Annotated in this window: 12 protein-coding genes; 4 read left to right on the forward strand and 8 right to left on the reverse strand. The window is 68.9% G+C overall.

Going from position 1 to position 14,166, the window contains the following annotated elements:
• Window positions 1-3: 3 nt before the first annotated feature.
• The 5 genes from lnt to hisS all read right to left on the reverse strand — a co-directional run bounded on the left by lnt (window position 4) and on the right by hisS (window position 5,746).
• Window positions 4-1,569 carry an apolipoprotein N-acyltransferase gene (lnt, locus tag N0B51_RS01280; RefSeq protein ID WP_259960379.1) on the reverse strand — a complete coding sequence of 522 codons (1,566 nt, stop codon included), beginning with the start codon at window positions 1,567-1,569 and terminating at the stop codon, window positions 4-6.
• A gap of 35 nt (window positions 1,570-1,604) precedes the next feature.
• Window positions 1,605-2,360: a DUF4167 domain-containing protein gene (locus N0B51_RS01285; protein ID WP_259960380.1), complete on the reverse strand. Its 756-nt coding sequence runs from the start codon at window positions 2,358-2,360 to the stop codon at window positions 1,605-1,607.
• A 238-nt stretch (window positions 2,361-2,598) separates the two neighbouring features.
• Window positions 2,599-3,435: a peptide chain release factor N(5)-glutamine methyltransferase gene (gene prmC, locus N0B51_RS01290; RefSeq protein ID WP_259960381.1), complete on the reverse strand. Its 837-nt coding sequence runs from the start codon at window positions 3,433-3,435 to the stop codon at window positions 2,599-2,601.
• A gap of 14 nt (window positions 3,436-3,449) precedes the next feature.
• The gene (prfA, locus tag N0B51_RS01295) at window positions 3,450-4,520 is read right to left on the reverse strand and encodes a peptide chain release factor 1 (RefSeq protein WP_259960382.1); all 1,071 of its coding nucleotides are present in this window, start codon (window positions 4,518-4,520) and stop codon (window positions 3,450-3,452) included.
• Window positions 4,517-5,746, reverse strand: coding sequence for a histidine--tRNA ligase (hisS, locus tag N0B51_RS01300; protein WP_259960383.1), 1,230 nt, complete (start codon window positions 5,744-5,746; stop codon window positions 4,517-4,519). Before hisS ends, prfA begins: the two co-directional genes overlap by 4 nt.
• Before the next feature lie 92 nt (window positions 5,747-5,838).
• Here hisS and N0B51_RS01305 point away from each other — a divergent pair, with 92 nt between their 5' ends.
• Both N0B51_RS01305 and ppa read left to right on the forward strand, forming a co-directional pair.
• Window positions 5,839-7,788: a M61 family metallopeptidase gene (locus N0B51_RS01305; RefSeq protein ID WP_259960384.1), complete on the forward strand. Its 1,950-nt coding sequence runs from the start codon at window positions 5,839-5,841 to the stop codon at window positions 7,786-7,788.
• 52 nt (window positions 7,789-7,840) lie between these two features.
• Window positions 7,841-8,377, forward strand: coding sequence for an inorganic diphosphatase (gene ppa, locus N0B51_RS01310; protein WP_259960385.1), 537 nt, complete (start codon window positions 7,841-7,843; stop codon window positions 8,375-8,377).
• 6 nt (window positions 8,378-8,383) lie between these two features.
• On the opposite strand, the gene N0B51_RS01315 is transcribed toward ppa, so the two are convergent.
• Genes N0B51_RS01315 through N0B51_RS01325 form a run of 3 tightly spaced genes read right to left on the reverse strand, consistent with a single transcriptional unit; the run spans window position 8,384 to window position 11,540 of the window.
• Complete coding sequence (locus tag N0B51_RS01315) at window positions 8,384-9,772, reverse strand: mechanosensitive ion channel family protein (protein ID WP_259960386.1); 1,389 nt, start codon at window positions 9,770-9,772, stop codon at window positions 8,384-8,386.
• Window positions 9,769-11,112: a TldD/PmbA family protein gene (locus N0B51_RS01320; RefSeq protein WP_259960387.1), complete on the reverse strand. Its 1,344-nt coding sequence runs from the start codon at window positions 11,110-11,112 to the stop codon at window positions 9,769-9,771. Before N0B51_RS01320 ends, N0B51_RS01315 begins: the two co-directional genes overlap by 4 nt.
• A gap of 59 nt (window positions 11,113-11,171) precedes the next feature.
• Window positions 11,172-11,540 (reverse strand): hypothetical protein, encoded by a 369-nt coding sequence (locus N0B51_RS01325; RefSeq protein ID WP_259960388.1) that lies wholly within the window; start codon window positions 11,538-11,540, stop codon window positions 11,172-11,174.
• Window positions 11,541-11,757: 217 nt separating this feature from the next.
• Here N0B51_RS01325 and lptB point away from each other — a divergent pair, with 217 nt between their 5' ends.
• Window positions 11,758-12,543, forward strand: coding sequence for an LPS export ABC transporter ATP-binding protein (lptB, locus tag N0B51_RS01330; RefSeq protein ID WP_375545919.1), 786 nt, complete (start codon window positions 11,758-11,760; stop codon window positions 12,541-12,543).
• A gap of 26 nt (window positions 12,544-12,569) precedes the next feature.
• Window positions 12,570-14,027, forward strand: coding sequence for an RNA polymerase factor sigma-54 (gene rpoN / locus N0B51_RS01335; protein ID WP_259960390.1), 1,458 nt, complete (start codon window positions 12,570-12,572; stop codon window positions 14,025-14,027).
• The last annotated feature ends 139 nt before the right edge of the window (window positions 14,028-14,166 follow it).

Genomic DNA, 14,166 nt, shown 5'->3' on the forward strand with positions numbered 1-14,166 from the left:
GGCCTAGCGGCCCCTCCGCCGCCTGACAAGCAAGGATAGCGCGATCAGCAGAACGGCCCATCCGAGCGGCAGGAGGTTACCTGCGCGCGCGAACCATGTCGGGGCGAGCGGTGGCGGTACGCGGCCGTCGATCCGGCCACCGGTAAAGCTCGTCGGCAGGTGCGCGCGGACCACGCCGTGCGCGTCGATCACGCCGCTGATCCCGTTGACCGTCGCGCGCAGGACCGGCAGCCCCTCCTCGATCGCCCGCATCCGTGCCTGGGCAAAGTGCTGCGGCGGACCGAACGGCCCGAACCAGCCGTCGTTCGAAGGGTTGAACAGGAAGTCGGGGCGGTCATTGCGGTCGACCACCTGTCCCGAGAAGACGATCTCATAGCAGATCTGCACGCCGGCCCGGCCCCATGCGCCGAGATCGAGCGAACGCGGGCCGGGGCCGGGAATGAAATCGATGCTCCCGGCCACCAGCCGGGTCGCGCCCAGCGGTTCGAGCAGCCAGCGCAGCGCGAGGTATTCGCCGTAGGGGACGAGGTGCGCCTTGTAGTAGCTGCCTGCGAAGCCGCCGTTCGCATCGAGCGCGGTGACCGCGTTGTAGGCGCCGACCGCCTTGCCGCCCTTCACCTCGAGGTCGACCGCGCCGGTCAGCAGCACGCTCCCCTTTCCGATGACCTCGGCGATGCGCTCGCGGGCGAAATCGGGGTCGGCCCCCGCGGTGGTCGCAAGGTAGTATCGCTTGGGATAGCCGGGCCGCAGGTAGTCGGGCAGGCCGGATTCGGGCCATAGGACGAGCCGACGGCCCTGATCTTGCCGCGGCGCGGTCAGCCGGGCCAGCGTCTGAAACTGGTTTTCGTATTCGGCGGGGTCGTCGATCTCGGCCTGCCGGAAACCGGGCTGGATGAGGGTGAACGCGAGGGTTCCCTCGCGCGGCGCCGGTCCGGGCAGGTACATGCCGATCGCGAGCAGGACGAACACCGCCGCCACGCGTGCCCACGCGCACGCCGCGACCATCGCCGCGAGCCCGCCCGCGACCAGCGCCGCAAGGCCCGATAGGGCATAGGTGCCCAGCCACGGCAGGAGCGCCGCGAGTCCGGGCCGGTCGAATGGGCCGAGCAGCATCAGGCCAAGCGGATCCCAGGCATAGCCGGTAAACACCCAGCTGCGCAGCCACTCCGACACCGCCCAGGCGCCGCCGAACGCGAGCGCGAGCGGCAGTAGCCGCGGGCCGCCGATCAGGCGCGCGAGGCCGGCAGCGATCGCGGGATAGATGGCAAGGTAAAGCGCGAGCAGCGGCACCGCGATCCAGCCGAGGAAGGCCGGCATCTCGGACTGGTGCGTGAACGCCGCCGCGATCCAGTTGTTGGCGAAGGTGAAATGCGCCGCGCCGAACAGCCAGCCGAGCTGGGACGCCTGCTTCCATCCCGACGACCGCGCGGTGAGCCCGACCAGCCCGGCGATCCCGACCAGCGCGAGCGGCCACCAGCCGAGCGGCGGAAAGCCGGTCGCCGCCAGCAAGCCGCACCCGAGCGCGGAAAGGCGCGGATGGGAGGCAAGCACTGCCGGCAGGCGCGGCACGCGGTGGCCCACGGCGTGCGTCCGTCGCTACGCGATCAGCCTACCGCCTTCAGGCCCTCGCCATCCTCGCCCGCTTCATCGGCGGCGGGACGGCGGCGGCGCGGCGGGAGCTTGCGCTTGGGCTTCTCTTCCGCCCCGGTCGGCTCATCACTGCCCGAAATCGATGGCGGCAAGGCTGCCGCATCGATCTCGCCGGCATCATCCGCAACGCTCTCCTCGCGGTTCGCGGCGCGCCGCCCGCGGGGACGCCGCCCCTCGTTGCCGGCATCCCGCTCCGTTTCGGCTTGCGAGCGATTGCGCCCGCGGTTGCCGCGCGTGAAAGGATTGCTCCCGGCTTCGAGGCCATCGTCGCCGTCATCGTCGGCGCCATCGGCGTTGTCGTTGCGCGAACGGACGTCGTCCTGATCGTCGCGGCGGTTGCGGCCGCGCTGGCGATCGTTCTGTCGGTCGTTCCGGCCGCCCTGGCGCCCTTCGCCGTGCCGCGCGGTGTCGAAATCGTCGTCGTCGCCGTCGTCGTCATCCGCGTTGTCGCGGCGATTGCCGCCGCCGCGCGCCTCGTCCTGGCGCGCCTTGTTGTCGGCGATGACGCGGAAATAGTGATCGGCGAACTGCAGATAGTACTCGGCCTGCACCCGGTCACCGTTATGGGCGGCGTCCTGCGCGAGCTTCTTGTACTTGTCGAGCAGCTGCGGCGCGTTGCCCCGCGCCCGGCTGTCGATGCGATTCTGGTTGCCGCCGCCCTGCTGGCGGTTGCCGCGCCCGCGGCGACGATTGTTGCGATTGTTATTCAAGGAAAAACGCTTCCTTCTGAGTGGCTGCCCGAACTGTCCCGGTTCCGGGTGCGGCCGCGTGACCCCTATCGCCGCGATCCAGCATGGATTCGCGGTGCCCCATTTGCCCTGTCCAGCGGGCTTTGCACCCGGACGGCCTAGCAAATGTCGGAGCTAGACCCCGCCGGTGAGGCGCATGCCATGACCGGTGGGTCTGATCCCGAGTTAGACATCGCGAGCCGGTTTGCCAAGCCCAAAGTCAGTTTCGGCGGAGGATAACCGCGCGCGGACGTCCTGCCAGGTCGTGGCGCAGCGTGCAGGCGAACCCGGCGGCGGCGGCGATCCGGCCGACCGCATCGTCCTGCGCATGGCCGATTTCGAGCACGGCGACCCCGGCTGACTCAAGGAGCGCAGGCAGTTGAGGGACCAGTACGCGGTATTCGTCGAGCCCGTCGGATCCCGCGAACAGGGCGCTCGCAGGCTCGTGATCGCGCACGTCGGGGTCGAGCGCGGCCTCCGCCTCGACATAGGGGGGATTGGCGACGACGAGGTCGAACAGGCCAAGCCGGTCCCGCCAGCCGGGCAGGGTCCAGTCGGCCTGCACGATCCGGCACCGCGCGCCGAGGCCCAGCCGCTCGGCGTTGCGGGATGCCACCGCGCAGGCTGGCGCGCTGGCGTCGATCCCGATGCCGCGCGCACCGACCCAATGATCGATAAGCGCGAGCAGCAGCGCCCCCGATCCCGTGCCGAGATCGAGGACGGTCCGCGGGGGCTCGCGCCCGGTGAAGGCCTCGATTGCGGCCTCGACGATCGTCTCGCTGTCGCCGCGCGGGATGAGCACCGCCGGCGACACTTCCAGCGGCAGCCCGCGAAACTCCGCCTCGCCAAGGATGTAGGCGACGGGCTCGTGCTGCATCCTGCGCCGGACGAGGTGGCCCCAGCCCGGCGGCACCTCGTCGCTCATTCGCCGCAGCAACATCTCGCTGCGGGTGGCGCCGAGCAGTGCCGCCATCAGCAGTTCGGCATCGAGCCGGGGCGTGTCCGAGGTCGCGGAGAGAACCTCCGCCGCCTCGTTGATCGCCAGCCGAACACTCATCCGTAGCGGCCCGTCTATTCGCCCAGCGCGGCGAGCCGCTTGGCCTCGTCCTCGGCGATCAGCGCGTCGACCAGTTCGCCGAGGCCGGGACCGGCGAGCACTTCGTCGAGCTTGTGCAGCGTCAGGCCGATGCGATGGTCGGTCACCCGGCCTTGCGGGAAATTGTAGGTGCGGATGCGTTCGGACCGGTCGCCCGAGCCGACCATCGCCTTTCTCGCCTCGGCCTCGGCGCCCTGCGCCTGATCGCGCTGCGCCTCGTAGAGACGGGCGCGAAGGACCTGCATCGCCTTTTCCTTGTTCTTGTGCTGGCTGCGCGCGTCCTGGCAGGTGACGATGGTGTTGGTCGGCAGGTGGGTGATGCGCACCGCGCTGTCGGTGGTGTTGACGTGCTGCCCGCCCGCCCCGCTGGCGCGATAGACGTCGATCTTGAGGTCCCTGTCCTCGATCTGCACGTCAACCTCATCGGGCTCGGGCAGGACCGCGACGGTCGCGGCCGAAGTATGGATGCGCCCGCCGCTCTCGGTCACCGGCACGCGCTGGACGCGGTGGACGCCGCTTTCGAACTTCAATTTCGCGAACACGCCCGAACCGGCGACATTGGCGACGATTTCCTTGAAACCGCCGATGTCGCTGGCGTTCATGCTGACCGGTTCGACCCGCCAGCCCTGCTCTGCAGCGAAGCGTTCGTACATCCGGTAGAGGTCGGCGGCGAACAGCGCCGCCTCGTCGCCACCGGTGCCGGCGCGGATCTCGAGCATCGCGGGCCTCGCATCGGCGCTGTCGCGCGGGAGCATCGCGATCGCGAGCTGGCGCTCGGCCTCGGGCAGCGCGTTGCGCAGCCGCATGATTTCTTCCTCGGCGAGCGCCTTCATGTCGGGGTCGGCATCGTCGAGCGTTTCGAGCTCGGACAGCTCGGCCCGCATCGTGCGAACCTTCTCGGCCAGCCGCACGATCGGCTCGAGCTCGGCATAGTCGCGGCTCGCGGCGACAAACGCCTCGCCCTCGAGCGTGCCCGAAGCGAGCCGCGCCTCGAGCTCGGCGAAGCGGTGTGCGATCCGGTCGAGCCGTTCGGCGGGGATGGTCACGAAATCAGCGCCTCGATCCGCTCACGCGCGGGATCGTCGGCCTTGATGCGGTGGCTTCCGATTCCGTCCCGCGCGTCGAACGCCAGGATCGCGCCAGCGCCGGCCCTGACCGCCTTGTCGAAACGCTTGCGAGGACTGCCGGACGCGTGGAGTTCGGCCGAAAGGCCCGCGGCACGAAGCTTGCCGAGAGCAGCGATCGCCGATGCCAGCATCTCGTCGCTCTCGACGACGACCGCGACATCCGCGAAGGCTTCGCCGCGCTCCCCCACTAGCATCGCCAGCCGCTCGATCCCCGCAGCCCAGCCGACCGCCGGGGTCGGCGCACCGCCGAGGCTTTCCATCAGTCCGTCATAGCGACCGCCGCCGAGCACCGTGCCCTGCGCGCCGAGGCGGTCGGTGACGAATTCGAACGCGGTGTGGCGGTAGTAGTCGAGGCCGCGCACCAGCGCCGGGTCGCGCTCCCACGCCACGCCGGCGGCGTCGAGGCCGGCGGTGACGCTGTCGAAGAAGTCCTGTGCTTCGCCCGACAGGTAATCGTCGATCTTCGGCGCATCGGCCACGAACGCCTTGTCGCGCGGGTCCTTGCTGTCGAGGATGCGCAGCGGGTTCTTCTCGAGCCGCTCCTGCGAATCATCGCTGAGTTCGCCCTTTACGGCGCGGAAGTGCTCGACCAGCGCGGCCCGCCATGCTTCGCGGCTGTTGCCGTCGCCCAGCGTGTTGAGGTGCAGCGTCACCCCGTCCGCGATGCCGAGTTCCTTGAGCAGCTGGTCGGCCATCGCGAGCAGTTCGACGTCGGCCTGCGGCTCGCCCGCGCCGATGATCTCGGCGTCGAGTTGGTGGAACTGGCGGTAGCGGCCCTTCTGCGGCCGCTCGTAGCGGAACAGGGGCCCGTGGGTCGCGACCTTCAGTGGCGCGTGCTGCTGCCAGCCGTCGGTGATGAACGCGCGGGCGATTCCGGCGGTGAACTCCGGGCGGAGGGTAAGGCTCTCGCCGCCGCGATCCTCGAACGAATACATTTCCTTCGAGACGATGTCGGTCGTCTCGCCGATCGAGCGGGCGAACACCTCGGTCCGTTCGAACACGGGCATTTCCACCCGGCGGAAGCGGTACAGCTTTCGCACGCGCTCGAAGGTCTCGACGACGAAGGCGAAGGCTTCGGCGTCCGCGCCGAATATGTCCTGCGTGCCGCGGATCGCTTGCGGGGTCTTGCCGGCTGGATTGCTCATGGCCGGGGCCGTTAGCGCGTTCGTCCGGCCCTTGAAAGCCGCTCGTCGAGCCGTGGCTTGCATCGGGCAGGCCGTTCGCCCAATGGCGCCGCATGAAATCTGCCTTCGCGGTTGCGCCGCTCGCCCTCCTCCTACTCTCCGCCCCCGGCCTTGCCCAAGCCGAGAAATCGGCTCCGCTGGCGGTCGAATTGCAGGACCAGACCCCCGCGCCGGCCGACACGGCATGGCCCGGCGGAACGATCGAATTGAGCATCGACGCAAGCGACACGCGCCGGGGCCTCTACCGCGTCACCCAGACGATCCCGCTCGCGCCAGAAACCGAAACGGTGACCCTGCTCTATCCCGAGTGGCTGCCCGGCAACCATGCGCCGCGCGGGCCGATCGCGCTCCTCAGCGACATCCGCTTCCTCGCCGATGGCAAGCCGGTCGCCTGGAAGCGCGACCCGCTCGACGTCTATGCCTTCAAGGTGTCGGTGCCGCGCGGCACGCGGAATCTCGTCGCCCGGTTCGTCCACACTTCGCCGCTGGCCTCGAGCGAGGGGCGCATCACGATGACGCAGGAAATGCTCAACCTCCAGTGGGAGAAGATGAGCCTCTACCCCGCCGGCCACTACACCCGGCGCATCGCGGTGAAGCCCACGGTCAGGTTCCCCGCGGGCTGGACCGCCTATACCGCGCTCGACGGCAAGACGGTCGCCGGCGACACGGTGACCTGGGCGACGACCGACTACGAGACACTCGTCGATTCGCCGATCTTTGCCGGCGCGCACGCGAAGAGCTGGGACATCGGCCAGGACGTCCGGCTCAACGTGGTGGCCGACAAGCCCGCCCAGCTCGCGCTGGCGCCGCAGAACCTGCAACAGTTCAGGAACCTCGTCACCGAGGCGGACGCATTGTTCGGCGCCCGCCATTTCGATCACTACGACTTCCTTCTCGCGCTGACCGAGCGGATGGGGGGGATCGGGCTCGAGCACCATCGCTCGTCGGAAAACCAGTACGAACCGACCTCGTTCACCAACTGGGACGCGATGGACTGGGACCACAACGTCGTCGCGCACGAACTGGTGCACAGCTGGAACGGCAAGTTCCGCCGGCCCGCCGACTTGTGGACGCCCGACTACCGCACGCCCATGCAGGGGTCGCTGCTGTGGCTCTATGAAGGACAGACCCAGTTCTGGGGCTGGGTGCTGGCCGCCCGTTCGGGTCTCCAGAACAAGGATACCATCCTCGGCACGATCGCACGGTCCGCCGCGTACTACGCGGAAGGCCAGCCGGGCCGCGCCTGGCGCGACGTGGGCGACACCACAAACGATCCGATCATGGCGGCGCGCAAGCCCCATCCCTATCCGTCGCTCGAGCGCAGCGAGGATTACTACACCGAGGGCGCGCTGACCTGGCTCGAGGCGGACCAGATCATCCGCCAGGGAACCGGCGGGGCCAGGGGTCTCGACGATTTCGCCAGGGCGTTCTTCGGCACGCCGGAGGGGTCGCACGACGGGGACTGGGGGCAGCTGACCTATACGTTCGACGACATCGTGGCGTCTCTCAACGAGGTTTACCCCTACGACTGGGCCGATTTCCTCGCCACCCGGCTGCTGACGCCGGGCCAGCCGGCGCCGCTCAAGGGCATCGAGTTGGCCGGCTACCGGCTCGTCTGGCGCGATACGCCCAACCCGTTCGACCGCGGGCGGATGGACAACTCGAAGTCGCTCGACCTGACCTATTCGCTGGGCATGGCGATCGACAAGGACGGCGACGTCACCTCGGCGTTGTGGGACGGCCCGGCATTCGACGCGGGCATCGTCAAGGGGGCCAAGATCGTCGCGGTAAACGGCGAGGCCTACTCTCCCGATACGCTCAAGGCGGCGATCGCCGCGGCGACCGGCACCAAGGAACCGATCGCGCTGCTGGTGAAGCGCGGCACGACCTATGCGACAGTGCCGATCGACTATCACGGCGGCCTGCGGTGGCCTTGGCTTGTCGCCACCGGCACCGGCGAGCAGCCTCTCGATCGCCTGCTCGCGCCCCGCGCCCCGCGCTAGCGGGCGGATACGTGTTGCGATGCAAAATGAGCCCGCGTAAGGGCCGCGCATCATGCAGATCGACAAGATTCCCGTGGGCGACAACCCGCCCGAGAGCCTGAACGTCATCATCGAGGTGCCGACCGGCGGAGAGCCGGTGAAGTATGAGTTCGACAAGGACAGCGGCGCGCTGTTCGTCGACCGCATCCTACACACGCCGATGCGCTACCCGGCGAATTACGGCTTCGTGCCGCATACGCTGTCGCCGGACGGCGACCCGCTCGACGCGCTGGTCATCGCCCGCAGCCCGTTCATCGCCGGCTGCGTCGTGCGCGCGCGCCCGATCGGCGTGCTCAACCTCGAGGACGAGCACGGCGGCGACGAGAAGCTGATCTGCGTGCCGATCGACACGACCTTTCCGTATTATTCCGATGTCGCCGAGCGGCAGGACCTGCCGTCGATCATCTTCCAGCAGATCGAGCACTTCTTCACCCACTACAAGGACCTCGAGGCCGAGAAGTGGGTGCGCGTCGGCGCCTGGGGCGACGCTACCGAGGCGCGCCGCATCGTCGAGGAAGCGATCGAACGGGCAAGAACCGCGAAGGACTGAAGGCGCCTACTCGACCGGCTTGCTCGGATCGAGCAGGTCCTTTTCCTGTCCGCCGCCAGCCGAACGCCGCTCGTCCTCGACCATCTCCGCGACTTCGGCGGTGGGGGTGACGTCCTCCTCGGCGCTGGCGGCGGGCGGCGTCGCAGGCTTCCTTGCGACCGGCTTTCGAGCTGCGTCCGCGGAGGCGATCTCTGCAAAGGGCAGCGGGTCGGTCCGCGAATCGAACCGAAGACGATAGATCGGCTCGGGCAAGGCAAATCCACCTTGCTCGAGCGCGGCCTTGACCGCCGCGATCGCGCGGCTGCGCGCCTTGTACCAGTCAGCCTCGGTCTGATCGATCCAGCCGAGGAATTTCAGGACGATGTTCGAATCGCCGACCTGTTCGGTTCGCGCCTCGGGCGGGGGATCGGCGAGCACAAAGGGCAGGCCCGCCAGCGTCTCGCGACCCAGCCCGCGCGCGGCGTCGGGATCGTCGTCGGCGTCGATCCCCAGGTCGAAATCGAACCGCCGCTTGGGGTTGCGCGTGTAGTTGAGGATCGTCGCCTTGAAAACGTTCGCGTTGGGGATGCGCAAGTGGTTCCCGTCCAGCGTCATCAGCACGGTCGCGCGGCTGGTGAGGCGGATGACCCGACCCTCCGACCCGTCGATCACGACGTGGTCGTTGGGCCGGAACGGCTGGCGCAGCGACAGCATGAGCGATGCGACGTAGTTCTCAATCGTGTCGCGCATCGCGAAGCCGAGCGCGATGCCGACGAGCCCTGCCCCGCCGAGCACCGCGCCGAGCAGCGCGGTCGCCCCGATGATGTCGAGCGCCACCACCAGTCCGCCGACGACGAAGACGAAGCGGATCGCGCTGGCGATGAGTTCGGCGAGGAACGAGTTGGGCGCGATACGGTGCCACAGCGTGCCGACCCCGGCGATAAGGTAGCCCACCAGCGAAATCCCGAGCCAGATCGCGAACGCGAGTCCGATCAGCGGCAGCATTCGGGTGAACCCGGCGATCTTCTCAGCCAGCCCGCCGACCGCCGCGCCGCTGCCCAGCGAGACGTCGCGGGCGAGCCGGTTCTCGATCGTCGCGACCCCGGATATGCGCGCTGCGATCGATTCCGCACGGGCGATGTCGGCGTCCTCGGGCACCGTCCCGGTCAGCGTCACGACCCCCTCGCGCACCGCGACGTCGACTTTCGAGAATGCGGGCAATTCGCCGAAGATGCCCGCCAGTCGCCGGGCGATCCGGTCGTCCGCTGCGGCATCGGCGGTCGCCTCGATCGTCGGGGCGGCGGTCGCGCTCTGGGCCGCGGTCGGAGACGTGTCGAGCGCAGGAATCGCTCCGGTGACGGGACCTGCGATACAGGCGAGCAGAAACATCAGCAGGGGCGCGAAGGCAGCCCTCATCCGCCCGCCACCGTCATCCCCTCGATGCGCAGACTCGGCGCATTTATCGCCCGCCAGGTTTCCCGGTCGTTCGCGGCGCGCATCCCGGAAAACATCGCCAGCAGGTTGCCCGCGATGGTGAAGCCGGCAACCGGCTCACCGATCCGCCCGTTCACGATCCGCCGGCCCGCCGCGCCGCGGCTGTAGTCGCCGGTTACCGGGTTGACCCCCTGGCCGATCAGGTAATCGACGAGGATCCCGTCGGCGATGTCGGCGATCATCTCTTCGAGCGTCTCATCCGCGCCGAGCAGGTCGACGTTCGCCGCGCCCACGCCCGGTGCGCCGCTTCCGCCGCGCGACGCGTGGCCCGTCAGCGCCAGTCCGAGTTGCGCCGCCGAGGCGACATTGGTGAGCCAGCCGGTCACCCGCCCGCCCTCGACGAGAGTGCGCGGCGTGCAGGCCACGCCTTCACCGTCAAACGGCCGCGAACGCATCCCGCGCGGCTTGAACGGGTCCTCGACGATGCGGATTCCGGGTGCGAAGACGGCGTCGTCCGCGCGCCCGGCGAGGAAGCTGGACTTGCGGGCGATCGACGGCGCGCCCATCGCCCCGAGCAGGTGGGCCACGAGCGAAGCCGACACGCGGCGGTCGAACACCACAGGCATCGCCCCGCCGCGTATTGCAGCCGGAGAAAGGCGGGCGACCGCGCGCTCGCCCGCCAGCCGGCCGACTTCGCCGGGGTTCGGCAGGTCCGCGAGATGGCGGGCGCTGCGCATCGCGTGGTCGCGTTGCATGCCCGCGCCCTCGCCGGCGATCACGCTGGCCGACAGGCTGTATGCCGTGCCGCCATAGTGACCGGCGAAACCGGCGCTCGTGACAAGCACGGCATGGGCCCGGCTCGCGCTCGCCGAGCCGCCTTCGCTGTTGGTCACGCCCGGCACCGCGCGCGCGGCGTCCTCGATCTCCAGCGCCCGCTCGCGCAGCTGCTCGGGAGTAGGATCGGCGTCGTCCGCGATCTCCAGTTCGGGAACCGATCCCCGCGCGAGGGCGCCGGGCGGCGCAAGGCCGGCATAGGGATCTTCGGGGGCGAGCCGGGCCATCGCCACGGCGCGCTCAGCGAGTTCCTCGAGTCCGGCTGGCGACAGGTCGGCGGCCGAAACACTCGCCGACCGCCGGCCAACGAAGGCGCGCAGGCCCACTTCGCGGTTTTCCGAGGCGTCGATATCTTCGAGTGCGCCCAGCCGCACGGCCACGCCGCGCGAGAGGCTGGCCCGCCCGATCGCTTCGGCCGCGTCGGCGCCGTGACGGCGAGCAGCGGCGACGAGCGCCTCGGCGGCATCGAGCAGGATTCCGGAATGCATGGAAATGCCGCTAGGCCGCGACGCGCCGCGCGGCAAGCATGCGGGCGACGAGCGGGTCGTCAGACCGTCGCGGCGATCAGCTTGAAAAGCCCGGTTAGCGCAAAGGGCAGGCCGATCGCGAGCACCCAGAGATAGGCCTGGTCGCGGCGATAGGCAGACCTGAGCGCAGGATCGGCCGCCGCCTCGTCCGAGATCTTCATCCAGCGCGCCTCGAACATCCGGCAGGCCGGGATGATCGCGGCCACCAGAACGACGAGCGCGAGATAGGGAAGCAGCGAGGCGGAACCCGACTTGAGCGCATGGACGGTAACGAAAATCTGAAGGCCGGTATAGACGAGGAGCGCGTAGGCGATGTTGTCGCTCATCCGCTTGCGCCAGTCGAGCTTGCGCGCGCGGGTTTCGCGGGTGCGATCGATCGCCTTGGCCATAAGCCGTGTCTCCCCAGGTCCTCTCTCCGCGGACGAGTATTCCAGATTGCCCGGGTCCCGGCAAGAGGGCGGCCATTCCCGCCGCGGGACATCGGATATGGCCCTCGCCGCGCCCGCGCGCGTCATCCCGGCGCGTGCCATGCACAAACCCTGCCAATTGCGCGCAGACGGGGCTTTTCAGGCGGGCGCGGAATGCTACATGCTGGTGGCGATGAGTATGCTCGACCCCGATACGACGCACCAGACGGCCTCCGCCGGTGATGCCAACGCGCCGCTTCCGAACGGGGGGCTCGAGGTGATCTCGATCGCCAAGAGCTATGACAAGCGGTCGGTCCTGACCGACATCTCGCTGACCGTCGGCAAGGGCGAAGTGCTCGGCCTGCTGGGGCCAAACGGCGCGGGCAAGACGACCTGCTTCTATTCGATCATGGGCCTCGTCCGCCCTGATTCGGGCCGGATCCTGATGGACGGCGAGGACGTCACCAAGCTGCCGATGTACCGCCGCGCGGTCCTCGGCCTCGGATATCTTCCGCAGGAAACGAGCATCTTTCGCGGCATGACGGTCGAGCAGAACATCGCCTGCGTTCTCGAACTCGTCGAGCCCGACAAGGAAACGCGCGAGGCCGAACTCGACCGCCTGCTCGACGAGTTCGGCCTGACCCGTTTGCGCGAGAGCCCGGCGATGGCGCTTTCGGGCGGCGAGCGGCGCCGCTGCGAAATCGCCCGCGCGCTGGCGGCCAAGCCCTCGATCATGCTGCTCGACGAACCGTTCGCGGGCATCGACCCGCTGTCGATCAGCGATATCCGCGACCTCGTGAAGGACCTCAAGACCCGCGGGATCGGCGTGCTGATCACCGACCACAACGTGCGCGAAACGCTCGAGATCGTCGATCGCGCCTGCATCATCTACGGCGGTCAGGTCCTGTTCGCAGGCACGCCCGAAGACCTCGTCGCCGACGAGAACGTGCGGCGGCTCTATCTCGGCGAGAACTTCACGCTGTGACCGGGGGCGTGCCGGAAAGCTGAACAATGGCACTTGGTCCGCGTCTCGATCTTCGCCAATCACAATCGCTGGTGATGACGCCGCAGCTGCAGCAGGCGATCCGCCTGCTCGCGCTGTCCAACCTCGAACTCGAGGCGTTCATCGGCGAGGCACTGGAAGCCAACCCGCTGCTCGAAACCGGCGAGGTGCGGCGCGACGACGCGCCCGAGATGCCGCTCGAATCGATGCCGTCGGAAGCCGGCGCCGACGCCGCGGGTGACGGCGAGGCGGCCCTCGATCTCGATCCGGCCGCGCTCGACCGGGACCGCGATACCGGCGACGCCGACTGGAGCGCGGCGCCGTCTTCGGCGGGCGGCGACCAGGGACCATCGATCGACGAGCGGGGCGCCGAAGGTGGCCCGTCGCTCGCGGACCATCTTCACGCGCAGGTCGGCGCGGTCGCGCGCGACACGCGCGAGGAATTCATCGCCCGGGCGCTCATCGACCATCTCGACGAAGCCGGCTACCTTACGCTCCCGATCGGAGAGGTCGCCGCGGCGCTGGCGGTCCCCGCCGCCGAGGTCGAGCGCGCGCTCGGGATCGTCCAGTCGCTCGACCCGACCGGGGTTGGCGCGCGCACGCTCGCGGAATGCCTGGCGCTCCAGGCGAAGGAAGCCGACCGCTACGATCCCTGCATGGCGCGGCTCATCGACAACCTCGAACTGGTCGCTCGCGGCGATGTCGCCCGCCTCAAGCGGATGTGCGAAGTGGACGACGAGGACTTCGCAGACATGCTCGCCGAGCTGCGCGGCTACGATCCCAAGCCCGGCCTTCAATTCGGCGGTCGCGGCGAGGCGGCGGTGGTGCCCGACATCCTGCTGACCCCCGCCGGCGGCGGGTGGGACATCGCCCTCAACGAGGCGACATTGCCCCGCCTGATCGTCAACCGCGCCTACTACGTGGAACTGCGCGGCGGCGCGGGCGGCGACAAGGCGGCGCTCGGCTGGCTCAAGGAGCAACTGGCCGAGGCCAACTGGCTGATGAAGGCATTGGACCAGCGCGCGCGGACGATCCTGAAGGTCGCGGCCGAGATCGTGAAGCGCCAGGACGGGTTCTTCCGCAAGGGCGTGAGCGAACTCAGGCCGCTCACCCTGCGCGCCGTCGCCGAGGAAATCGAACTCCACGAAAGCACGGTCAGCCGGGTGACCAGCAACAAGTACCTTTCGTGCCCGCGCGGGACGTTCGAGCTGAAGTACTTCTTCAGCAGCGGCGTTGCCTCGGCCGACGGCGAGGGCGCCAGCGCGGAAGCGGTCAAGTCCGCGATTCGGCAGCTGATCGAGGCCGAGGACCCCAAGGCGATCCTCAGCGACGACACGCTGGTCGACCTGCTCAAGGACAAGGGCTTCGACCTCGCCCGGCGCACCGTCGCCAAGTATCGCGAGGCGATGGGCATCGGCTCAAGTGTGCAGCGGCGGCGTCAGAAGAAGCTCGCCGGCACGGGCTGAACCGGCGTGATAGCGCGGCAAATGCACGCGCAACCCACTGTTGCACAGAAGACTCGTTAATTTCTGCGGCACCGCTTTACCCGTCGTTAACCTTTTTCCTTCAGATGTTTTGTGGTTAATCCACGGCAACTCCGGTTGA

The sequence above is a fragment of the Tsuneonella litorea genome, from assembly GCF_025154015.1.
In the GTDB taxonomy this organism is placed as follows: domain Bacteria; phylum Pseudomonadota; class Alphaproteobacteria; order Sphingomonadales; family Sphingomonadaceae; genus Tsuneonella; species Tsuneonella litorea.